Raw genomic sequence first — 21,359 nt, 5'->3', positions numbered from 1 at the left:
AGGACTTCAGCGCCTACGGGCTGAACATGCCGGTGAGCACGCTGGCGCGGCCTCGAGGCAGCGAGCGCTTGAACGGGCTCGTTGCGAGGTCCGAGCCAGGCTGGTACCAGCTCTGGATCTCCGCGAAGTACGTCTGGCCCGCCTGCAGCACACCCGGGGGCAGGTACACACTCTGGAGATCCGTGTGCAGCGTCGCCACGCGCGTGACGGTGGTGCCGCCATTGCTCACGCCCAGCCGATAGATGTTCACGATGTAGTTCGTGGCCGTGCCGACGAGCGGCTTGGACCAGCGCAGGGAGGCGTTGGTCCCCACGCCTGTGAGGTTCTGGAACGCGCCGCGCGTGTTCACCAGGGGCGCCTGTACGGGTCCGATGATCGGCTGCACGGGCGCGGCGGCGAACGCGGTCGCCTCCTGATCCATGCGGATGTCCACGCTCATGGTGTAGGGCGTCGCGGTCCCCAGCGCGTAGTTCTTCGTGAAGCCCGCGGCGGCGAGTGCCACCTTCTGCCAGGTCGCCGGGAGCGGGTTGTTGTACGCCATGTTCCCCGTGAGGATGTCGGTCCGCTGGGCGTCAGGATTGAGTTTCACGAGCAGCGGCGGGCCGCTGATGGATGCGAGCGCCGAGCCCAAGGCGGCCGGCCGGGCGGACATCCAGATCTCGTTGTACGTGCTGACCGCGTCCGGGTTCACCTGTGCGCGCATTGCTTCGAATGCCGAGCGCCGCCAGTCCACCGCGAAGGTGCCCGTCGCGGCGGGCTGGGTGAAGGTTCCGCTGACGGTGACGGACTGGCCCTCTACCTGCGTCACGCTCGCGTCGAGCACCTTGTGCATCGCACGGAAGGGCACTCCGTTCGTGCTCGTCTGCAGCCGCATCTGCGCCAGCGAGAACACATCTCCGCGACTGCTGTCGAGCAGCACCGGATTGAGCATGTCGGCGTAGTCGAAGCTCAGCCCGGAGAGCGAAGTGGCCCCCGCCAGGGGGAACCCCGTGGCGCTGCCGTTGATGTAGCCGAACGCGCCCGGGTTCAGCGAATACATGTCCAGGTAGTCCCCAGACTGCCAGGCAGACAGGCCGGTGGCGGACACCGTCACGGGTGTGGACAGCGAGGGGAAGGTGCCATCACGGCCCCACTCCGTGGAACCCAGATCGAATGAGCGGCCGGTGCTCACCAGGTAGCGCGAGCCCAGCTTCAGGTAGATGCGCCCGGAGGGGACGTTCGGCACGGAGATCGTGCCGTCCACCGAGCCCGTGCCCGGGTAGGCTGTGAACTCTTCGGTTGTCGAGTCCCGCGTGTATGCAACCACCGACGTGGCCGACTGATCGTATGGCTTTGTCTCGTTCCCCGACGTGGCGACGAAGGTCACCTGGCTGGTGCCGGTGACGGTGGTGATCAGGGCCCGGGTGACCTGGGAGGTCTCGTCCGCGGGCACGGAGGAGTCCAGCGCTTCGGTCTCGTCGAGCCCCGCGCAGCCGACCCCTGCCGTGCCCATGAAAAGCCCGAGAAAAATCAATGACTTCCGCATTTGGAATGACACCCTTTCGGCGGCACCCTCAGTGGTGCCGCGCAGGGAGAGTCATACCGGGGAGGTCTGACATTTCTGGGGGCACTTCGATTTCCGCTTTCCGCCCTTGAGGCTCAATTGCCGAGCAGCACGCGGAAGAGCTTCTCGTTGCTGTTGTTGGGGATGCTGTCCTTGTCCCCCGAGTTGCTCGTGGTGAGCCAGAGGTTGCCGTCCACGGACGGCTCGACCGTGCGGAGCCGCCCGTACGTCCCGACGAAGTACTGCGTCACGTTGGTGAGGCTCGAGCCCGAGATGACCTCCCGGTACAGCCGCGTGCCGCGCTGGCATGCCACATAGAGCACGTCACGCACGACGGCGATTCCACTGCACGAGCCCTCGGCCGTGGAATACGTCTGCTTGGGCGCGATGTAGCCCGGCGTCGCGCAACCGCTCCCGCTTTGCGACACCGTGCCCTCGCAGTCGGGCCAGCCATAGTTGCCGCCCTTCACGATGAGGTTGGTCTCATCCATCACGGAGTTTCCGAACTCCTGCTCCCAGAGCTGACCGCTCGAGTCGAAGGCCAGCCCCTGTGGATTGCGGTGGCCATAGCTCCAGACGAGATTGCCGAACGGGTTGTCGCTGGGGATGCTGCCGTCCGGGTTGATGCGAAGCACCTTGCCCGCGAGGTTCGAGGTGTTCTGCGAGTTGGCGCCGTTCTGCCCATCACCTGTGCTCGCATACAGCTTGCCATCCGGGCCCCACCGCAAGCGGCCGCCGTTGTGGAACTTGTTGCGCACCAATCCCTGCACCAGCACCTGCTCGCTCGCAAGATCGAGCGTGAAGTTCGCCGTGACCTTGATGCGCACGATCCGGTTGTCCGTGGGCGAGGTGTGCATGATGTACAGCCAGCGGTCCGTGTCGAACGTCGGCGCGACGGCGAGCCCGAGCAGGCCCCCCTCTCCATCCGTGCTCTGCACGTTGGGCACCGTGCCGAGTGTCGTCTTCACGCCCGTCGCGGGATTCAAGCGAACGATGTCCTGCGCGTCCCGGCGGCTGTAGAGCACCGTTCCGTCCGCGAGCGGCACGAGCCCCCACGGGATGTCCGTGTCCGTCGCGACCTGGGTCACCGAGCAGATGGGGTTGGTGCAGGCCGCACCCGTGGTGAGCGTGAGCGCATTGCTCGCGGTGGACACGTTGCCCTGAGCGTCTCGCGCCACGGCCGTATAGGTGTATGCGGTGCTCGCCGCGAGTCCGCTGTCCAGGAAGGTGGTGCCCGTCGCGGTTCCGATCTTGGCACTGTTGCGGAGCACGTCGTAGCCGGTGACGCCCACGTTGTCCGTCGAGGCATTCCAGGTCAACGTCACGCTCGTTCCAAACGCGCTGCCGGAGAGCTGCGTCGGCGCCGTCGGTGGCGTGGTGTCCGCCTGGCACTGCGGTGGTGTCACCGTCAGCGTGGGGCTTGCCTGCGAGACGTTGCCCGCGGCGTCGCGCGCGTTCACGTACAGGCCCCACGTGGCGCCCGGCACCACCGTGAGCGACGTCGAGAGCGTGCTGCCGTCCACGGACTTCATCTGCTGACCGTCGTGGTAGATGTCGTAGAAGGCGACGCCCACGTTGTCCGTCGAGCCCGTCCAACTCAGCGTCACCGAGTTGCAGGTGAGGTTGCTCGTCACGAGGTTGCTCGGAGGGGTGGGCGCTTGCGTGTCCGAGGGTACGGGACGGGACCACTTCTGGTTCGTCTGTCCGTTACAGGCCCAGATGATGATGGGCGTCTCGTCCGTAGTCAGTGCGCCCTCCACGTCCAGGCACAGGCCGCTCGCCGTGTGGACCACGGTGCCGTTCGCGTTGAAGACCCACTTCTGCGCCGGCAAGCCCGTGCACGTGGCGATGACGGCGCGCGTTCCCTGGGCCGTCTGCCCCGAAGCCGTGTCCACGCACAGCGTGTTGTCGTAGGTGCGCAGCTCTCCTGCGGTGGTGAAGGTGAAGGCCTGGTTGATGCGGCCGTGGCAGCCGTAGATCTGCAGCCCCGTGCCGGGAGTGCGGCTCTCTTGCACCACGTCGAGGCAGCGGCCACTCTGCGCACTCACGAGCGGCTCGCCTGCGAAGATGGCCGCGACCTCGGGTTTCGGCGTGGGTGACTCGGTCACGGCCCCAGCCCCGCATGCAGCCACCCAGAACAGGGTCGAAACGCCCAACAGGTCTTTCCACAGGACTCGCTGCGTGCGACGATTCATGGAACGCCTCCTTTGCGCCAGGGGAGTGGCGCGCGGCTCATACTCCTCGGCGCGTGAAGATGATCGCGCGTCTCCATCCCTTTGCGCGCGACTGTTCCGGAGTGGAAAGCTGCCGCCATCGATCGCTGACCGATCCATACGTATGGACTGAGCGCGTATGGATCCATACGTATGGATCCATACGCGCAATGCAGCAAGACGGTCATTTTCTACGGCCGTCTCCGCATGCCCCGTTTCTGCACCGCCCCGGTCTGGGCTCTTGGGGGAAACCAGCAGTGGCCCTCACCTCTCGTTTGAATGTCAGGCCCTCTCTCTAGGGTGCGCGCCTCCGCTGACCCGAGCCGGACAGCGATACCTGGAGAGGATGCGTGAAGAGCATCCTGGCGAAAGCAGTGATGGTGTCGTGGCTTGCATCCCTGGCGGCCTGTGGCCCCGAGATGGCGACCGATGAGCAGAACCTAGGCGTGGCCGATGAGCCGGCCCAGAAGATCTCCAAGACGCCGAAGTCCGTGGACTCGGTGCAGGTGCTTGCCGCGGTGGACTGCACCAGCACCTATTCGCTCAGCAACAACACTTCGACGAGCGCGCTGCAGGGCTCGTCCAGTACATGGTCCTGCATCTACACGCTGTCCGTGCCAGCAGGGGCGACGGACGTGCACTTCTATACGACCGGTGGCTCGGGTGACCCGGACCTGTACGTGAAGAAGGGGGTGGTCCCGACCTCGGACTCCTACGACTGCAAGTCGGACAACACGCAAACCGTGGAGCAGTGTTTCCTCGGCACCTCGCAGGGAGGGACCTACTACGTGCGGCTGTATGGCTTCGGCTCCTACCTGAATGTCTACCTGGTGGGTTCGTATACGGGGGGGAGCACGACTCCCACGGGGGACTGTAACACCACCTCCGCGCTCACCAACGGAGTCACGAAGAGCGGCCTCAGCGCGGGTTCGACCTATTGGTCCTGCATCTACACCCTGTCCGTTCCGGCGAGCGCCACGAGCGTGACGTTCACGACGAGCGGAGGGACGGGTGATGCAGACCTGTACGTGAAGCGTGGCTCCGTGCCGACAAGTGCCTTGTATGACTGCAAGTCCGGAGGCAGCACGAACGCTGAGACGTGCACCCTGACGAACCTTCAGGCGGGCACGTACTACGTGAGGCTGTATGGCTACGGTGCCGCCTCGTCCGTCAGCCTGGTCGGCCAGTACCGCTGAGCCTCCAGGCGCCTCACGGAAACGTTCGGGCGTGGTGTTGCTGCGGCACAACGTTCGTGAGCCTGAGCATCGCGGTGATGGATGTCCGCACGGGACCTTTCGTCGGCTCGGACCTCCGCCCACTCATCGTGGACCTGCGTTTGGGGGGGATTTCCCTCCCACTACCGCCCGCTGACCCACTGAGGACTTCGCTCCTGCGTCGGCCGTCACATTGCCTGTAGAGCTTCTCTGTCTTGAGGGCAGCATGCACCTCAGCCCCTGCTGGAGGGAGTTCTTGGAGGCTCAAGGGCGCCTGAAGAACGGTGGACGTCCGTAGGTGCGCTCACACTCTTCGTAGTGCTCCTGGGATTGCTCGCTGCTTTCGTCCAAGTAGGCCCGCCGGATCTCGGGGGGAAGGCAGTCGCTGTTGAGCTCACGAAGCAATTGCTGAAGCTCGGGAACGAAGAGGGGCCACACCCGCGCCGTATGGTCCTCGGATGCCGTGACCACGTGCCGTCCGTCCGGGCTGAAGACGGCCGACGTGACAGGGGCCTCATGTCCTCGGAGAACCAGAGAGTCCCCGTGCCCATCGATGGGCTCGAGGATCGCCGTCGCGTCTCCAATCCGAGGATGAACCGCGAGGCCATGGGAGGTGGAGGGGAGCAGGCCCGCAGGGAGTGCATCCTGAGCGAGAGGCTCCGGTGCCCCTGTTCCGTCCGCTTTCAACTCCCACGCTGTGAAATCCTCCAGGAGAGTGATGACGCGGAGCCCATCTGGACTGAACGCTGCCTGAAGAATGGGCTTGGAAGTGGCAATCACCACTGGGGGCCCACTGCTATTCACATCCCACACGCGGGCCGGGCCTTCGGGGGACGTGGTCACCACATGCCGCCCATCCGGGCTCAGCGCCGCCCGGTTCATGGGAGCCTCATGCCCTTGGAGCACGACGGGTGGCTTCGGTTCGTAGGCGCTCCAGAGCCGCATGGTGCCATCTACGGAGGTAGTCACAACGCGCTGGCCATCCGGGCTGAAGGCCGCATACAGGACGGGGCCTGAATGCCCCCGAAGGATCATGGGCCGCCCCGAGCCGTCAGCGTTCCAGATCCGGGCGGTGGAGTCCCATGATGCGGTCACCACGCGCGTTCCGTTTGGGCTGAAGGTGGCAAACGGGACGCGCTCCTGGTGGCCTCTCAGGACGACGGGTTGTGCCGAGCCACGGGTACTCCACCGGCGTACCGTGCCATCCCAGGATGAAGTCAGCACGTGCTGGCCATCCAGGCTGAATGCGGCGGAGATGACAGGGGCTTCATGCCCCTTCAGCACGAGCGGCTGTCCTGTGCCATCAAGGCTCCAGACCCGTGCCGTGTGGTCTTCCGAGGCGGTGATCAGGTGTTGCTTGTCAGGGCCCCAGGTGACTGAGGTGACGCCGGCTGTGTGTCCTCGAAGCAGGACAGGCTGGCCTGAGCCGTCGGTGTTCCACACCCGCGCTGTGCCGTCAGCGGAGGCGGTGACCACGTGCTGGCCGTCCCAGCTGAAGATGGCCGCCAGGACAGAATTCTCATGACCTCGGAGCACAACGGGCAGATCGGAACCGTCGGCGTTCCACACCTGCGCCGTGCCATCGGCATACCCCGAGACGACACGCCTGCCGTCCGGACTGAAAGCCGCGATCCTGCTCTCGCTCTTGGGCCCGTGCAGGACAACGGGCTCGCCGGAGCCATCCACGTTCCAGATCCGCGTGGTGAAATCCTCGGAGGTCGTCACCACGCGGCGGCTATCGGGACTGAAGGCTGCGGAGGTGACGATGCCTGTGTGCCCAGAGAGGCGGATGAGTTCCGTCGTGCTGCTGATGGTCCAGACCCTTGCGGTCCCATCCTCGGAGGCCGTGACAAAGTGCTGGCCACTTGCGCTAAAGGCAATGGAGCGGATGTGAGCTGTGTGCCCTGGGAAGACGATGGGCTTTTTTTCGCCCTGCGCGCTCCACCACATCTGGAGTTGGTGCTTCTCGGTCGCGACGACCACATGGTGTCCATCCGGACTGAAGGCGATCGGCGAGAACTTGCCGCCGTGGTTCTGGGTCACCAGCGGGGGACCCTTGCCGTCGGTTTGCCACACCTCCAGGGTTCCGTCCGCGCAGACCATCACCATGCGTTGACCGTCTGGACTGAAGGCCGCGTGGGCTGCTGCGTGGCAGTGCAAGGTCATCTCTGGCGTGTTCGACGCCAGGACATCCAAGGCCGTCTGCTGCCAACCCAGGGTGTTCTCTGGAGCGCTGAGTTCCAGCAAGAGCTTCGCTGCCAGCTCCGGCCTGTCCTGGCTGAGCAGCGAGCGCGCGCCTGCCATCAATGCGTGCGTGTGCGCGCGTGTTTCACGCAGCAATGCCCAGATCGCCACCAGGCCCAGGACGAGCGATACGCCCACGGCCACTCCGGCGATGATGGCCAACCTGCGCCTCGCCGCCCGCTCGTGCTGGAGCCTCTGGGCCTCCGCTTCCTTCCGGAGCCGCTCCTGCCGGAAGTCGAAGACCTTCTTGGCGAGCCAGTCGTGTCCGAGTTCGAAGTAGAGGCTGCCGTGATGTTGCTGGGCATGGAGAATGGCTTCGGCCTCCAGCCGGGACAGCACCAACCGGGCGTCCTGCTCCGAGAGCTCTGACAGCACTGCTCGGACTTGCTGCTCCATCAGCAACGTCCGGCTTCCGTCGCTGGTAATCAGGTGTTCTTCCAGCAGCTGCCGCGCGTGCTCCCGGTGGGGCCCCAGCCCCTCAAGCGTCATCTCCAGATGGTGATAGACCAGGGGTTCCGCGTCAGGCGAACCCATGATCCCCCCTGCGGACCACAGCGCACGACAGACGATTTGCGCGAACACCGCCTGTACCTCCGCTTCGTCAGTCGCGTCTTGTCCGGGCACTCGGACTTGGTGCATCAGCTCACGCACCTCTGCCTCCGGCCAAGCTTGCGCGGGCACCCCCTGGGCTGCCTGCTGGCATGCGATCTGTGCCATCTCTCCGACGGAGAGCGGCCTCAGCCGGAAGCCTTGGTCCCAGAGTTCCCGGCGGCCACGTGCGCGATCCCGCAGGAGGCCCAGGTGGTCCTCACGCAAGGCCAGCACGAGTTGGAGCCCGCGTCGGGGCCGGCGCACCAGGGACTGCAGGCCCTTCAGGAACGAATTCAGCTGCGCCGCATCGCGCTCTGGGTGAAGGAGTTGCTCGAATTGATCAAGGTAGATGAGGATGGGACGGTCCGATCGCAGCTCCGCGAGTTCCAGGACCGTCTCCAGGTCCCTGATGGAATGCGGGCTTGTGGGGGGGCCAACCAGCTGCAGTTTCTCGTAGAGTGTCTGGGCCAGCCGCTCCAGGGGCGCCTCGTTCTTGAGCCAACCTTCGATGTGGACAATGCGGAAGTCATGCGTCTCCGCGAGCAGGGGCATGACACCCGCTTGCATCAAGGAGGACTTCCCCGCCCCCGAGGGTCCGAAGAGCGTGACGCAGGGGTGGGCCAAGAGGCTGGTGACCAGCTTCTGGGTCATCTCCTCTCGACCGAAGAAGCGGTGCCGGTCCTCGGTGCGGTAGGGCTGGGGGCCTGGAAAGGGATTGCCGCTCATTTAGCGCCTCGCGGCGAATCGGCATCGAGGAACTCCGCCATTCCCAGGAATGCTGTCTGAACCACCTGAAGGCCCGTGTGTCCAGGCAGGCTTCTTCCCTTGCGCCACGCGTCGCCCTCAGCATCATGGGGCTCCAACAGCACGGTGCTGCGGCGAGGCAGCGGCCGGCGGCCAAAGAGACGGTGGAGCAGCATGCGGTGGTCCCACGACAACAGCGACAGGCCCACCAACAATGCGGGACGGCTGTCCAAGAGGCTCAAGACGGAGTCCGCAAGATCCGGCGGCAGCACGGACTCCAGCTCGCGCAACCCGAGCAGGTAGTCATCCTCGGTCAGGAGGGGAGTAGCGAGGACCCGGTCCGGCAGGTAGCCACGGTAGAGGCGCAAGAGGAGCGCATCCTGATCCGGATTGAACGTGCCCGGCAGTTTCGCCAAGGCGATCCATCCCTGCCGAGGCACATGTTGGCGGACGAGGAGCGATCCATCTCCCATCCGGGAAGGCTGGACCACATAGAGTGTCAGCTCGGGCTGACACCTGGCCACTGCGTCTTCCAGCAAAGGCAACCGGAGGAGCGTGATGTGGACCCCGGGCTTCAGCCGCCGGGCCAGCGCATCCACGAGTGGAAGCGAGGGTCTGGAGTGCTGGAACACCTCCTGAAACCTGGAACTGAGATGTTCATCCCCATGCTCCAGCATATACCGCTGCGCGAGGGCACTGATCGGCATCTCCTGGGGAGCTGCCCACGGTGTCTGGTGGAGTTGCTGGTGGAGCACTTGGCGGAAACCATCCTGGGTGGCCTGCCAGTGGTCTCCGAGCAACAGAGAAAAGGGACGCGCGAGCAACTCCTGTAGCGCGCGCACGGCAGGATCGTCCGAGGAGAAAGGCTCTCCGGAGGCAGACGCTTGCGGTGGCGTGAGGTTGCGACCCTTGAAGTCGAACAAGGTCGAGTCGCGGGATCGCAGATAAAGCACCGGAGAAAAAGCCTCGGCGCTCTCCTTGAACTCTGCCAGCACGGTGCGCCGCGCATCATGGAGGCTGCGAGCAACATCTCCCCGGCTCGCCACAGACCATGTGAGGGAGCGGTAGAAGGCCGAGGAGCAGCGTCGCGCCACATCCGCCATGACCGGCCACAGGTACGCCACCACGGCGTCTGCTCCAGCCTGAGCCAGCAAAGCCGCAGCGCTGGTCAGTGTTCCGGGGTGTGCTCCCTGACAGGATTCCAGCACCACGAGGCGGAGGTTGTCTCGGAATGCCACCTCCAGTTCCTTGGCCAGGAGTTCCACGCGCAGCCAGGCATCCTGGCTGTCGGAGTCTGAGAACTGCAGGACAGGTGCTCCTGCCTGGGTGAAGCCCCCATGACCAATAAAATGGAGGATGTGGGGGACGGGCTCCTGCCTCAGCCGCTGCAGGACATACGCTGCGGTGGCGCGCGGACCGGTGAGCGGGTCGAGCCACTCCACCTCTCCCTCCGAGATGCTTGGGTAGAGCATGGCTTCGAGACGGCTGGGAGCCAGCTCATCCGAGGGAGAGATGACCAGAAGCCGGACTGCCCCACGCACCTCTCGTGGCTGCCAGGGCTTGGTGGAGTGCACTCCTCGGGCAATGCACAGCTGCTGCGAGGTACCCAGGAAGTCAACGTCGGCCCCTGGGCGGCATAGGGCCTCCCAGGGAATGGAGTGCAGTTCGAGGTCTTGAGGGACCAGTCGTAGCAGCGTAGACATGCCCCCTGCTGACCGGAGCTGCACGAGCACTTCCTGGAGTTCATCCTGGAAGAGCGCCGCATGAAGGGCCTGGGCGGCAGGCCGCAGGGACTCGAGCGATGCTGCGCGGGATGCGGCTTCCTTCACGCGCTCGCCAAACTCGCGGACAGTGTCCGGCGAGTGCTGAGCCCCCAGGCTGTGGGGCCGAGGCTGTTCGCCCCGACTCCCCCGGGCTGTCGCCTTGAGTTCCGATGCCCCCTGGGCGATGTCGATTTCCAGCCACGAGCCAGTCGCTGCCGCCCCATTACTGTTCATGCGTGCCGGAGCTTAGCTGCTTTCCCAGCAAGGGGTGGCCTCTGCCCTGGAGGCGCCATACCCTGGTTCAGCCCCGATGCGCCTCATGGCGGCCTGCTTGCAGTCCTTGCAGATGGCGAAGGGCAGGCCGCCAGGGTCGCTCGTGGAAGGACTGAAGTGGCGCCAAGGCATGAGGGTGTGGGTCTCTTGCGTATGGATCCAGCGGCGGGTGGCCGCTATGGAGGCGTCAAGGGACCTGTACTCCGAGAGGTCCCTCTCTCTTCGTCCTGGTCTTACGCGGGCAGGGTGCCGTTGCCCGTCTGGATGGTGTCCCAGAAAGCCTTCACCTTGGTCACGTAGGTGGCGTCACCGGTGCCCGCGGGGATGGCGTTCGGGTTGCTCTTGTCCACGCCGTTCGGGCCGGAGTTGTAGGCGCGCAGGGCCAGATCCCAGCTGCCGAACTGCTCCTTCATGTCCTTCATGTAGAAGGCGCCGGCCAGGATGTTGGTCTCCGGATCCGCCAGGTTCTTGCCCTGGAGCTCCGGGTGCTTGGCCTGCAGCTCGCCGAAGGTGTTGGGGTTGACCTGCATCAGGCCGGTGTCCGTCAGGCCGTTGCCACCGTTGGTGGTGACGGCGGCGATGTTGCCGCGCGACTCCTGCCAGATCTGCCCGGCGATCATCGCGGCAGGAACTCCTGCCTTGGCCGCGGCCGACTCGATGGCGCCCTTGAACTGGCCCAGGGCCGAGGGGAACCCGGCGCCCAGCTTCGCGTCACCCGAGGCGCTGACGGAGCCGGAGTCCGTGGGGGCGGAGGCGGTGGGTTCCACGGGAGCCTGTTGAGTGGCGGGGACGTCTCCACCGTTGCCCGCGGGTGCCTCCGGAGCGGCCGGAGCGGCCGGAGCGGCGCTGGTGCCGCCGGCTTGCACGCCACCGGCTGGAGGGGTGCCCCCGGCGGCGCCCTGGATCATCTGCTGCTGCTGTTGAATCATCGCCTGCAACTGCTGCATCTGCTGCGCCACCTGGGCCTGGACCATCTGCGAATAGGCCTGGTTGATCTGCGCCTGCTGCGCGCCCGCGTCGAGGCCCTGCAGCCCCTGCAGGAACTGGGTCCACTGAGCGCCGGGCTGAGGACCCGCGCTGAAGCCGTCCTTCTGCAGGTCCAACCCGCCAGCGCGCTTGGAGCCGCTCTCCAGAGGGGCACCGGGCTGAGCGGCGGTCTGGGTGCCGCCCACGCGAGCGGTGGAGACGTCTTGCACGGGGAGACGAACAGCGAGGTCACGGGAGGAGATGGGCGAGGCCATGGTCGGGGTCCATTCGAGGCAGGGGATATGCCCTGGCCTTAAGCAGGGTGCATGCCAACGGCCCCCAGGCTCCCAAAGGCCCAAAAGGGGCCGTTTTTCCTCGAAAACGGTCCAGAGAGGGGTGGGGAAACTGGTGACTGCCGTGTTTTCCCTGCTGACTGGAGTCACCACCCCGGCCGCCCCTGGATGGATCAAGGGCCCGGAGCGACCACCGTCAGACGGATCGACTTCGCGACGTTTCCCGCCAGGGTCCGGCCAATGGGGCAGAACTGCTCGGCTCGCTCGGAGAGGGCCTGGAGGGTCTCCTCGCTCGCGCGGGAGACGATGCGCGAGGAGAGCGTGATCGCTTGGACAGAGGGCCGGGGGGCCATGTCCATCCGCAGCTCTCCCTCGAGCTCCAGACCCTCGTACGCAATCCCCGCCTTGTCGAGGATGATACCGAAGGTGATGAGGTAACAGCTCGCGACGGCGCTCAGGAGAAGGTTCTCGGGGGTCGCGGCTTCTCCGAGCCCCTGGAAGTCCTTCGGCAGCGTCACGCGGGTCTCGAAGCTCTCGCTTGCCTGGAGGAACCCGCTTCCTCCCGCGCCGCCCTTCCAGCGGGCCTTGATGTGTGTCTGGCTCATTCGTGACCTTCCTGTGAGGGGGCCTCTTCGCGAAGCGCAATCTCACCCAGGTTCTGCAGGAGCGGCGCGTTCTCGCAGGCCACGTACTCGGCCTCGAGCCGCGCGTCGGTGTTGACGTGGCGGTGCCAGGCCCAGACGGGAACGTAGACGGCATCACCGGTCTTCCACTCGATCTTCTGGTTCTCGACGAGCGTGTAGCCCTGACCCTTCACGATGTAGAGGATCGTCTCGTAGTTGTGCCGATGCAGCCGTGTGGACTGCCCGGCCCGCAGGTGCCCGATCGTCACGCTGATCGTTCGCGAGGGCAGGTCGACGATCGCCACGCCGTGGCCCCGCTCGTCGGAGAACGCGCCGTGGAACTGCTCCGTCACTCCCGCGTGGTGCAACCGTTCGGGCACTCGAGCGCGGAGCACAGCCCGCGTTTGAGCGAAATCCTTCGAGCTATAGTGCACCGGAGGCCCTCCTCGAAGCGCTGGCGGCTTGCGCCTCGGACACAGTGAGGGCAGCGAAGAACGCGCGTCGCGCCTCAATGATCTCCTCCGCGGCCCCGCGCAGCACGTCCCGCTTGCCAGGACGCTCGGTGAGCTCCCGCTCGATGATCTGCTTCATCGTCAACGCATGCTCATCATCCCCATCAATGTGCATGGGGAAGAAGATGAGGTCCTTCTCCGGGAAACCCGCGCTCAGAAGACCGGTGAGGATCTGCTGGTAGACGTGCGGGACGATGGCCTCCGCGCCCAGGCAGAGCGCGCCGAGTCCGACGAGAGGATCGGAGTCCGAACAGAGCCGCAGCATGTTCCTCACCAAGGAGGTTGTCTCCGCGAGCGGCGGCTGGGCCGAGGGCTCCAACCCGAAGGCTTCCAGCATCTGCCGGTAGATCTGCGAGTGGGGCACCTCGCCCATTCCGCCGAGCCCCATCTCCTCGAAGAGGTTCTCCGTCAGGGCGAAGCGGTCGGCCTCGCTGGCCAGGTTCGCCAGCAAGGCGCAGAGGTAGCGCGTGAAGTGGCGGGAGTAGTGGTACTGCTGCACGAGGAACCTCTCGAGCACGCCGCGACTTGCGATTCCTTGGCGGCAGCGGGTGAGGAACTCGGTGGCATCGAGTCGCTCCAGGGATTCCCTCGGGAGCAGGCCGTTCCAACGGGCCGAAAGCTGGGTTGCAGGGGTCATCGTAGGATTCCTTGTTTCAGGCAGAGGTCGCCGCCTGCGGCATGGGCCGGGTTTCATTCATCCGCAGAATCCGCTTCAGGACCTTGCCCGTGGTCCCAAGGGGAATGGCGTCCACACCGACGGTCAGGACGCCTCCCAGCGTGGGCAGGCCCCCGCGCGAGAGCTCCTGGTTGAATCGTCCAACGAGCGCTGATGTGTCCTGACTCGTGAGGTCCGAGTTCGGCCGGATCCGCACGTACGCCACCGCGCGGATGGCCCCCGTGGCGTTGTCCTCCTGGCCGAACACCGCGCAGTCCGCGATCGCCGGGAAGCGGCTCAGCAGGAACTCTTCGGTCTGCAGTCCATAGACCGGCCCGGTGGGCGTGAGGATCACGTCCGGAGTGCGATCCACGTGGAAGAAACGGCCCTCCGCATCGCGGTAGCCCAGGTCCCCGGTGAGGAAGTAGCCCGAGAGACGAGACTTGTACGTGAGCAGGCTGTTGTTCCAGTACCCCGTTGTCACCGAGGGTGCCTTCACCCCGATGCGACCGACCTGGAAGGGCGGAAGCTTGTCCCCCTCTTCGGAGAGGATCTGAGCCTCCACCCATTCGAGCGGCCGCCCGACGCACCGGTTGTAGAGATGGGTTTTAGGCGTGTGGACGTGGCGGAACAGCGAGAAGCCCATCTCGGAGGAGCCCATGCCGTCGATGAACACCGAGCCGGGCTGCCGCTGGCCGTTCTGCTCATGGAAGCCATGGCGGATGAGCGCCCGGATATGGCTCTCATGGGCCGCGTCGCCACCATTGAACCAGAGGTTCACCGAGGAGAGATCGAACGCGTCCATGTCGCACTCGGTCATCTCGACGTAGGTCTGCGGGAAGGAGACCACCATGCTGGGCTTGAAAGTGTCGATCTGCCGCAGCACCGCGCGTCCCGAGTGATCGGAGGCGATGTAGACCGGTGTCCCGCTCAGCAGCGCGAGCATGATGTAGGCGATGGCGCAGTTATGGGAGTGGGGGAGTGATGACAGGATGCGCTCGCCTCCGGTGACGCGGGGGACTCCCAGGCGGTAGCGCACGCCGTAGAAGAAGCGCTCGTGCTGAAGCAGCACAGCCTTGGGAATGCCAGTCGTTCCCGAGGAGTGAGCGATCATGATCGGGTCATCGGCGGTGAACTCGTGCCGCCGGTAGGTGGGCAGGGAGGACTCCTGGGTTCCACGGACATCGGCCTCGGTCACCAGGAACCCCGTCACGCTTCCCTGGAGGAGGGGACGCAGGGCCTCGATGTGGGACGCATCCGTGAAGACGCCGACCACACCGACGTTGCGCGCATGCGCCGCGGCGATCCGGGGCTCCATGTTGCCGTTGGTGAGGACGCCGATCGCGCCCAGGCGCGTGAGCGCGAGATAGTGGATGAGGTACTCCACCCCGTCGTCGAAGTAGACAAAGACGGGATCCGCGGTGCGCACGCCCAGCTTCTTGTAGAGCCGGGCGTAGAGGTGCGCCAGGCGGTCGAGTTGCTCGAGGCTGAGTTGCTGGAACGCCTCTCCGGTGAATGTCTTCAGCTCGCGCTCGAGATGGAGAATGGGCGCTCGCGGATCCGGGCTCACCTTCAGAGCCCCCTCCAGGAAATTACCGGCGCCCAGCATCGGGTCCTTCGCAAGGGTAAAGCGGCGCTCGTCAACGACGAGCGTTGATGGCAATGCAGTCATGTGTGGTGGCTCTTTCCTACGGGTCAGGCGTAATCCAATGACTTCCAGTCTTCGTTCTCTCCGAAGAGAAAACGGGGCTTCTGCATCGGGGCCTCTCGTGAGAGCAGCGCTTCCGGAACGAAGCACTCCGCCGAGACGGCGGTGACCCTCACTCGGACCCCTGGGACGGTGGCTTCAATGGCTTGCAGGATGCGCCTGCATGCCGCGTCTTCGTGCTGCGTCTCCACGTGGATCTGCGCTTCCAGCGCACCGTCCCGGACGCGGGCTCGCCAGAACCACAACCCTGTCTCCGCGGCGCTCGCATAGAAGGCCTCTTCCAACTCCACGGTGGAGAAGGCCCGGGCGCCAGCGCTCATCACGCTCGCCTTGCGTCCCAAGACGCGAACGGTTGGCAGCGCCTGGCCGCACGCACACGGTGCATGCGAGATCTCGACGACATCCTCTAGATCGTAGCGAATGAGCGGCATGGCCTGCCGGAACAGCGGCGTGACGACGAGGCTCCCTGTTCCTTGCTCACTGAACCCACCCGTCTGGGGATCGCGCACCTCGAAGTAGAGCCGGTCGCTCCACAGGTGGAGCCGCCCCTGGGCGCACTCTCCCGCCAGACTGCCCGTCTCCGTCGAGCCGTAATCGACGAGGACGCGCTTCCCGCCCCAGAGCGCCTCGAGGTGAGCGCGTTTCGCGGCGCTCAGGGGCTCGCCAGCGACCAGGAAGTTTCGCAGCCAGGGGAAGTCTCTCGCTGGGGCCCGTCCCGACCTTCGCGCGGCATAGGCCCAGAGGAGCACCTCGGTCGGCATGCACCAGGCGACTGTCACCGGCAGGTCGTGCAGCAACCGGAGCACCCGGGAGTAGGGCATGTTGGCCGAGCGGTTGTCCGCAGGGACGATCGTGGCGCCCACGGAGCGTGCCGCGCCATGCATCTGGTGAGCCGTCGTCACCAGCGCATAGGGCGTCTTGATCAGCACCATGTCTTCTCGGCAAAGCCTTACGCCATTGCGCAGGAAGCGCGAGAGGATGTCTTCCCAATCGCGCTCGGTGAAAAACGAGGAGATGGGGTGTCCGCTCGTTCCCGAGGACTCGTGGTAGGTGCTGAGCTGGCTCTGCGGGACAGCGAGGAGCCCAAAGGGGTAGGCCGCCCGCAGATCCTCCTTCCTCGTCAGTGGCAGTTGCTCCCAGCTCAGCCGGTCGAGCTTCTCCACCCTGGGCAACCGGCCTTCGTAATAGGGGGCGGCCTGGGCGCGCAGAAGGGCCTCTGCCAGCTGCTGCCGGGGAAATGCGTGTGCGGGCGAATTCATGAGCTGGCTCTCGCGAGGAGACGCCGGATGTTGCCGCCCGTGATGGCCTCCAGCTCCGCATCGCTCAGGGCGAGCTCCTGGACCTTGCAGAGCTCCGCTGTCGCGCTCTGCAGCGGGTACTCGGATCCATACAGGACCCGAGAGGCACCGAGCACTTCGGCCGCGTACTGGATCACGTGCTTGAAGGCCCCCGAGGTCTCGAAATAGAGGTTCGGACACCCGGCGATCGCGTCGACGCCGTCGTAGTCGAGTTCGCCGATTCCTCCATGGCCGAGGATCAGCCGGAGCCCGGTGTACCGCTCCGCCAGGCGCACCAGATCCGTGACACGGAATCCGTCGCGGTCCAGGCAATGCAGATAGACGGGGTGCCCGAGCTCGTGAGCCACATCCAGGTAGGCCGAGGTCCTTGGGGAATCGAGCGGCACCCCGTGAACCGCGGGCCCCAGCTTCAGCCCCGCGAAGCGCGGACCAAGCTCTCGGTACTCCTTCACGTCCTGCCAGGGATTGGCGAAGTAGAAAGGCACGAGCCGGCCCCCGGAGTGCTCGCAGAGCGAGAGGATCGAGCGGTTGTCACACGTCAATCCCTGCGTCTCTGCTTGCGCGGGCTGTCGCAGGATCTGCCGGGAGAGCTGCCGGGGCGTCAGCAACCCTCCTCCCACGACGACGCAGCGCTCAACCTTGAGCCGGTCCATCGTGGCAAGGAGCCGCTCGAAGGCTTCCTGCGTCGCCAACAGGTGGGCGTGGCTGTCAACGAACGCTGGCAAGGGCCATCTCCCGTTCACTGCGTGCAGGCTCGCCGTGCACGAGCCCCGAGAGGCGCTCCAAGAACAGCGCCGGACTCTTCTTCACGAAGATGTTGCGTCCAATGCAGACGCCTCGCGCTCCCGCCCGGAGCGCATTCGAGACGTGCTCCAGCAGGGGCTCGTCGCCTGTCAGCTCGCCCCCGGCGACGAAGACCAGGGCGTCGCTCTGCACGTCCTCGAGCGCTTCGCGGAGCAGCTCCGGCCGCTCACTCATGCCAATCTTGAGTGCATCGGTGCCCAGTTCCACGGCGGTGCGCATCAGCTGCTTGATCCGGCGCAGTCGCTGCGTCTCCTCGCTCACCTTGTCGTAGAGCATGGTGAGAACGGGCAGTCCGTAGCGAGCCGCTTCATCCACCGCCTGCCCCAGCATCTTCCAGTTCGCCCGGTCATTCCGGCCGTTGAAGTTGACCTGGAGAGACACCGCATCCGCCCCGAGCTGCAGGGCCGTCTCGATGCTCGTCAGCCATTCCTTGTCATCGACCGAGTCGGAGAGGTTGCTCATCCCGTTCAGGTGAAGGATGACACCCTTGCGATCCAGGGCACCCTGGTCCGCCAGACGTGAGAGGATTCCCTTGTGCGCGATGACTGCATCGATGCCGGGGTGGCCGATCCAGCGTGCGATGCGGGCCGTTGACTCGATTCCCGCCAGGGGCCCCATGGTGAGCCCATGATCGATGGGGACGATGACTGCCCGTTGGCTGCTCGCGCCCAGGATCTTCCCGAGCCGTACCTTCTTCGCCGTGTTCATCTCGGGACCTTTTTCAATTTTCCTTGATGTTCTCGTCGATCTTGATTCCGACGTGGCGGCCCGGCGCCGCCTTGTGAGCCAGGATCTGATCGCCCGGTCGCAGCTCGGTGATGTTGAGAGGCTTTGCCTCGGGCGAGAAGACACGCACGTGCCAGTCATCCTGGAGGATCACGTTGATCGTCTCTCCCGAGGCGAAGCGGGCCTCGATGAGCCGCAGCGGCCGCATCTCGGTCTTCATCCGGCCCACAGGCGCCTGCCGGGTGCTCCCGTCAGAGCTCACCACCATCACCGCCGAACCCGCGTTGAGTTCGCTCATGTAATGGGTCCTGTTCGCGGCGTTGTAGACGTAGCTGTGCACACCGCCCGCGTTGACGCGGAACGGACGCGTCTCCATGTACGGCAGGAAGAACACCTCCGGGCAGCACAGCACCCCGCCCTGCGAGGTGGAGCCGACGATCATCCCCTCGGTCGGCTCGAACAGCGTCGCCAGGTCGATGCAGCTCCGGAAGCCCATGCCGATCGGCTCGGACTTCGTGACGGTGGCCGGCTCGAGCGCGACGCGCTCCTGGCCCCGCTCGGCGAGCCTGCGCGCGAAGGCTTCCAACTGCTCATGCTCGACGGGCGAGAACATCACGCCATCCGCTCCCACCTCCATGACACCCAGGGTGACGATGGCGTCGTCGACATCCGTGGGGTTCGCGATCTCCTTGATGAGGGTGGTGCCGGTGGATTGCAGGGAGGCGATCACCAACTCCAGCGGAATGTTCGTCGGGTCGCGGAAGCAGATCATCAGGAACGGATGGCGGAAGCCCTGCTGGATGGACCGGTGCAAGGACTCGCCGTCGTCGACATACTGGTAGAGGCAGGTGGACAGGCCCGCCTCGCTCGCGCGGGCCAGGAGGTCCTGATTCGACGACACCGCGATCAGCGGGGATTGGACTCGCTGGAGGATCTCCTGGTGCGTGCCCGCCGAGAGCAGCGCTTCCAATTCCCCCAGAGACTCCAGGCGAATGGCGGCCTTCAGCCCTCCGGGAATCGCCGGCAGCAGGGCCTCGAGGTTCCGTGGATGCAACAGGACGCCCGTGTAGTGGAAACGCCCCAGGCGCAGGATCAGTCCCTGATGGTCCTGAGGCTCCGAGAAGTTCTTCGTGTCGAACCAGATCTGGGTCTGGCTCTGCTTCCCAGCCTTCGCGTTTCCGGTCATCGCCTCGAGGCGGATGGGCTTGCGGAGTACGGCGAGGTCCTCTGGGCGGGTACGGGAGTATCCATTCGTCAGTTCGTGTGTCATGCGACAACCTTCTGGAGGTGATGAGGGGAGTTCAGGGGAATCTCGGCTTCGTCGTGGCCGACCCAGGTGCCGCTCGCTTCATGGAAGGCGGAGCGCACGTGAAGGCGGACACCGTGACAGGACGCGAGCTGCACGGCGGAGCGCTGGAGAACCTGGGCCCCGGCTCGCACCAGGGTGTCCATCTGCGCGTAGGAGATGCGCTCCAGCTTCCGTGCGTGGGGATTGCGGCGGGGATCCTCGGAGAAGACCCCGTCAACGTCCTTGAAGAGCTCACAGGCGTCGGCGCGGAGGCTGACGGCGAGCGCCACGGCCGTCATGTCCGAGCCGCCGCGCCCGAGCGTGACGAAGCGTTCCTCCGCGTCAATGCCCTGGAAGCCCGCGATGACCGGCAGTTCTCCTCGGGAGAGCGAGGCCTCCAGCCGCGCCGTTTCGATCTCGACGATGCCCGCGTTGCCGAAGCATCCATCGGTGCGGATGCGGATCTGGCTGGCCAGGAAGGACCGGGCCCGGATGCCCTGTTGCTGGAGCGCCAGCGCCATCAGCCCCGCTGAGACCTGCTCGCCCGCCGCGAGCACCGCGTCGATCTCGGCGTGCGCTGGCTCGGAGGAGAGCTGAGCCGCGAGCGCGGCCAGGCGATCTGTCTCGTCGCCCATGGCGCTCACCACGGCGATGACTTGATGGCCTCTTGAGAACTCGGCTCCCAGGCGAGCGGCTGCGCGGCGGATGTGCGCGGCGGTCGCAAGCGCGGCGCCTCCAAACTTCATGACTTGTCGGCGTTTCACGCCACCCAGGCTGGTGGATGTGGGCATCACTTCTCCTTCTCGCGGACACCGCGACATGCGCGGAAGTCGTGAGAGGACAATTCCCACGAAGACTGACCCAGAGGGAGGGATCGGAACCGCAACCCAAGGTTCCACATGCTGGAACAACGACGGAGAACCCTTGTCTCGCGACATCGACCTCAACCGCATCGAGATCTTCAGAGAAGTCGCATCCAGTGGCAGCTTCACCAAGGCCGCATCGAAACTGAGACAGCCGAAGTCGCGTGTCAGCCGAAACATCTCGGCGCTGGAGACCGAGCTGGGCGTGCAGCTCATCCACCGCTCGTCGCGTCACTTCCGGCTGACGGAAGCAGGCCAGATCTTCTATGTGCGGATGCGGGGGCTGCTGGCGCAGGTGCGAGAGGTCATCAGCGAGCTCACGGAGAAGACCCATGAAGTCTCAGGGCCCATCCGGCTCAGCGTGGACGAGGACATTGGACAGTTCCTCATGAGCCGCATCTGCCGGGACTTCCTGAGATTGCATCCGGGGGTGCAGGTCGAGCTTCACCTCTCGAACGACCCTGTCGATCTGATCGGCGGTTCGTTCGATCTCGCCCTGCGCGTGGGCCGGCTCAAGGACAGCTCCATCCTTCAAAGGAAGCTGGGAGAGACGTGCCTGCTCCTTGCCGCGAGCCCGGGTTTTCTTCGCGAGAACGGGGGGCTGCCCAAGGAACCGGTCGACCTCCTCGGGTTTCCCTTCCTCGGCTTCTCCGGCTTCGGGTCCTTTCAGCAGAGGCTGTTACTGAGCAAGGGCGGCGATGAGTGCCAGATCCAGGTGGACAGCCTCTTCCTGAGCAATGACCTGCTGATCCTGAAGTCCATGGCCATGGAGGGCATGGGGCTCGCATGGCTGCCGGAGTTCCTCATGAAGGAGGAACTCCAGAGCGGCTCGCTGGTTCACGTGTTTCGTGGCTGGACGTCGCGGTTCTTCCCGATCCAGATCGTGCTACCCCCGCAGCGGGACATGCCGTTGCGGATCAAGAGCTTCGTCGACTTCATCGCCGCGGCACTCCAGAAGGAATTGCGAGAAGGAGAGCTCCTCGGCCGCGCCTGATAATGGCCAATACCCGTCAGTGGGTGCGGGGCTCCGCCGGGTGA

The 21,359-nt window shown here is 65.4% G+C and carries 16 protein-coding genes; 2 read left to right on the top strand and 14 right to left on the bottom strand.

Annotation, left to right across the window (positions count from 1 at the left end; translation table 11 throughout):
* Positions 1-13: 13 nt before the first annotated feature.
* Both KY501_RS16065 and KY501_RS16060 read right to left on the bottom strand, forming a co-directional pair.
* A complete protein-coding gene (locus tag KY501_RS16065) occupies positions 14-1,525 on the bottom strand; it encodes an ABC transporter substrate-binding protein (protein WP_224363936.1) in 1,512 nt (503 codons plus the stop codon).
* Between the two features lie 113 nt (positions 1,526-1,638).
* Positions 1,639-3,738 (bottom strand): PQQ-dependent sugar dehydrogenase, encoded by a 2,100-nt coding sequence (locus KY501_RS16060; RefSeq protein WP_224363934.1) that lies wholly within the window; start codon positions 3,736-3,738, stop codon positions 1,639-1,641.
* Positions 3,739-4,106: 368 nt separating this feature from the next.
* Here KY501_RS16060 and KY501_RS16055 point away from each other — a divergent pair, with 368 nt between their 5' ends.
* Positions 4,107-4,952, top strand: coding sequence for a PPC domain-containing protein (locus KY501_RS16055; RefSeq protein WP_224363933.1), 846 nt, complete (start codon positions 4,107-4,109; stop codon positions 4,950-4,952).
* 282 nt (positions 4,953-5,234) lie between these two features.
* Here the strand turns inward: KY501_RS16055 and KY501_RS16050 are convergent, their stop codons facing one another.
* The 12 genes from KY501_RS16050 to KY501_RS15995 form a co-directional block, all read right to left on the bottom strand.
* Positions 5,235-8,531 (bottom strand): nSTAND1 domain-containing NTPase, encoded by a 3,297-nt coding sequence (locus tag KY501_RS16050; RefSeq protein ID WP_224363932.1) that lies wholly within the window; start codon positions 8,529-8,531, stop codon positions 5,235-5,237.
* Complete coding sequence (locus tag KY501_RS16045) at positions 8,528-10,546, bottom strand: CHAT domain-containing protein (RefSeq protein ID WP_224363931.1); 2,019 nt, start codon at positions 10,544-10,546, stop codon at positions 8,528-8,530. The genes KY501_RS16050 and KY501_RS16045 overlap by 4 nt, the downstream gene beginning before the upstream one ends.
* Before the next feature lie 272 nt (positions 10,547-10,818).
* Positions 10,819-11,826: a lytic transglycosylase domain-containing protein gene (locus KY501_RS16040; protein WP_224363930.1), complete on the bottom strand. Its 1,008-nt coding sequence runs from the start codon at positions 11,824-11,826 to the stop codon at positions 10,819-10,821.
* A 191-nt stretch (positions 11,827-12,017) separates the two neighbouring features.
* A complete protein-coding gene (locus tag KY501_RS16035; protein ID WP_224363929.1) occupies positions 12,018-12,449 on the bottom strand; it encodes an OsmC family protein in 432 nt (143 codons plus the stop codon).
* Positions 12,446-12,901: a cupin domain-containing protein gene (locus KY501_RS16030; protein ID WP_224363928.1), complete on the bottom strand. Its 456-nt coding sequence runs from the start codon at positions 12,899-12,901 to the stop codon at positions 12,446-12,448. The genes KY501_RS16035 and KY501_RS16030 overlap by 4 nt, the downstream gene beginning before the upstream one ends.
* On the bottom strand, positions 12,891-13,616 hold the full coding sequence (locus KY501_RS16025; RefSeq protein ID WP_224363926.1) for an iron-containing redox enzyme family protein: 726 nt from the start codon (positions 13,614-13,616) through the stop codon (positions 12,891-12,893). Before KY501_RS16025 ends, KY501_RS16030 begins: the two co-directional genes overlap by 11 nt.
* Before the next feature lie 16 nt (positions 13,617-13,632).
* Entirely contained in the window at positions 13,633-15,306 is a 1,674-nt protein-coding gene (locus KY501_RS16020) for a class I adenylate-forming enzyme family protein (RefSeq protein WP_224363924.1), read from the bottom strand.
* Positions 15,307-15,329: 23 nt separating this feature from the next.
* The gene (locus KY501_RS16015) at positions 15,330-16,601 is read right to left on the bottom strand and encodes a phenylacetate--CoA ligase family protein (RefSeq protein ID WP_224363922.1); all 1,272 of its coding nucleotides are present in this window, start codon (positions 16,599-16,601) and stop codon (positions 15,330-15,332) included.
* Positions 16,598-17,365, bottom strand: a complete 768-nt coding sequence (locus KY501_RS16010; protein ID WP_224363920.1) for an amidohydrolase family protein — start codon at positions 17,363-17,365, stop codon at positions 16,598-16,600. The genes KY501_RS16015 and KY501_RS16010 overlap by 4 nt, the downstream gene beginning before the upstream one ends.
* Positions 17,349-18,152, bottom strand: coding sequence for a class I fructose-bisphosphate aldolase (locus tag KY501_RS16005; RefSeq protein ID WP_224363918.1), 804 nt, complete (start codon positions 18,150-18,152; stop codon positions 17,349-17,351). The genes KY501_RS16010 and KY501_RS16005 overlap by 17 nt, the downstream gene beginning before the upstream one ends.
* 13 nt (positions 18,153-18,165) lie before the next feature.
* Complete coding sequence (locus KY501_RS16000; protein WP_224363916.1) at positions 18,166-19,440, bottom strand: 3-dehydroquinate synthase II domain-containing protein; 1,275 nt, start codon at positions 19,438-19,440, stop codon at positions 18,166-18,168.
* Positions 19,437-20,249, bottom strand: coding sequence for an amino acid kinase family protein (locus KY501_RS15995; RefSeq protein WP_224363914.1), 813 nt, complete (start codon positions 20,247-20,249; stop codon positions 19,437-19,439). The genes KY501_RS16000 and KY501_RS15995 overlap by 4 nt, the downstream gene beginning before the upstream one ends.
* A gap of 133 nt (positions 20,250-20,382) precedes the next feature.
* On the opposite strand from KY501_RS15995, the gene KY501_RS15990 reads away from it, so the two are divergent.
* Positions 20,383-21,315, top strand: coding sequence for a LysR family transcriptional regulator (locus KY501_RS15990; RefSeq protein ID WP_224363912.1), 933 nt, complete (start codon positions 20,383-20,385; stop codon positions 21,313-21,315).
* The last annotated feature ends 44 nt before the right edge of the window (positions 21,316-21,359 follow it).

Source organism: Hyalangium versicolor, from assembly GCF_020103695.1.
Lineage (GTDB): Bacteria > Myxococcota > Myxococcia > Myxococcales > Myxococcaceae > Hyalangium > Hyalangium versicolor.
Note: the sequence above shows the minus strand (reverse complement) of the source record. Positions and strands in the feature narration are given on the sequence as shown.

What these genes read in the sequence shown, in the direction of transcription:
- KY501_RS16025 (WP_224363926.1), bottom strand. Translation starts at nt 13,616, where the DNA reads ATGACCCCTGCAACCCAGCTTTCGGCCCGTTGGAACGGCCTGCTCCCG.
- KY501_RS16035 (WP_224363929.1), bottom strand. Translation starts at nt 12,449, where the DNA reads ATGAGCCAGACACACATCAAGGCCCGCTGGAAGGGCGGCGCGGGAGGA.
- KY501_RS16060 (WP_224363934.1), bottom strand. Translation starts at nt 3,738, where the DNA reads ATGAATCGTCGCACGCAGCGAGTCCTGTGGAAAGACCTGTTGGGCGTT.
- KY501_RS16000 (WP_224363916.1), bottom strand. Translation starts at nt 19,440, where the DNA reads ATGACACACGAACTGACGAATGGATACTCCCGTACCCGCCCAGAGGAC.
- KY501_RS15995 (WP_224363914.1), bottom strand. Translation starts at nt 20,249, where the DNA reads ATGCCCACATCCACCAGCCTGGGTGGCGTGAAACGCCGACAAGTCATG.
- KY501_RS16020 (WP_224363924.1), bottom strand. Translation starts at nt 15,306, where the DNA reads ATGACTGCATTGCCATCAACGCTCGTCGTTGACGAGCGCCGCTTTACC.
- KY501_RS16045 (WP_224363931.1), bottom strand. Translation starts at nt 10,546, where the DNA reads ATGAACAGTAATGGGGCGGCAGCGACTGGCTCGTGGCTGGAAATCGAC.
- KY501_RS16015 (WP_224363922.1), bottom strand. Translation starts at nt 16,601, where the DNA reads ATGAATTCGCCCGCACACGCATTTCCCCGGCAGCAGCTGGCAGAGGCC.
- KY501_RS16065 (WP_224363936.1), bottom strand. Translation starts at nt 1,525, where the DNA reads ATGCGGAAGTCATTGATTTTTCTCGGGCTTTTCATGGGCACGGCAGGG.
- KY501_RS16050 (WP_224363932.1), bottom strand. Translation starts at nt 8,531, where the DNA reads ATGAGCGGCAATCCCTTTCCAGGCCCCCAGCCCTACCGCACCGAGGAC.
- KY501_RS16005 (WP_224363918.1), bottom strand. Translation starts at nt 18,152, where the DNA reads ATGAACACGGCGAAGAAGGTACGGCTCGGGAAGATCCTGGGCGCGAGC.
- KY501_RS16040 (WP_224363930.1), bottom strand. Translation starts at nt 11,826, where the DNA reads ATGGCCTCGCCCATCTCCTCCCGTGACCTCGCTGTTCGTCTCCCCGTG.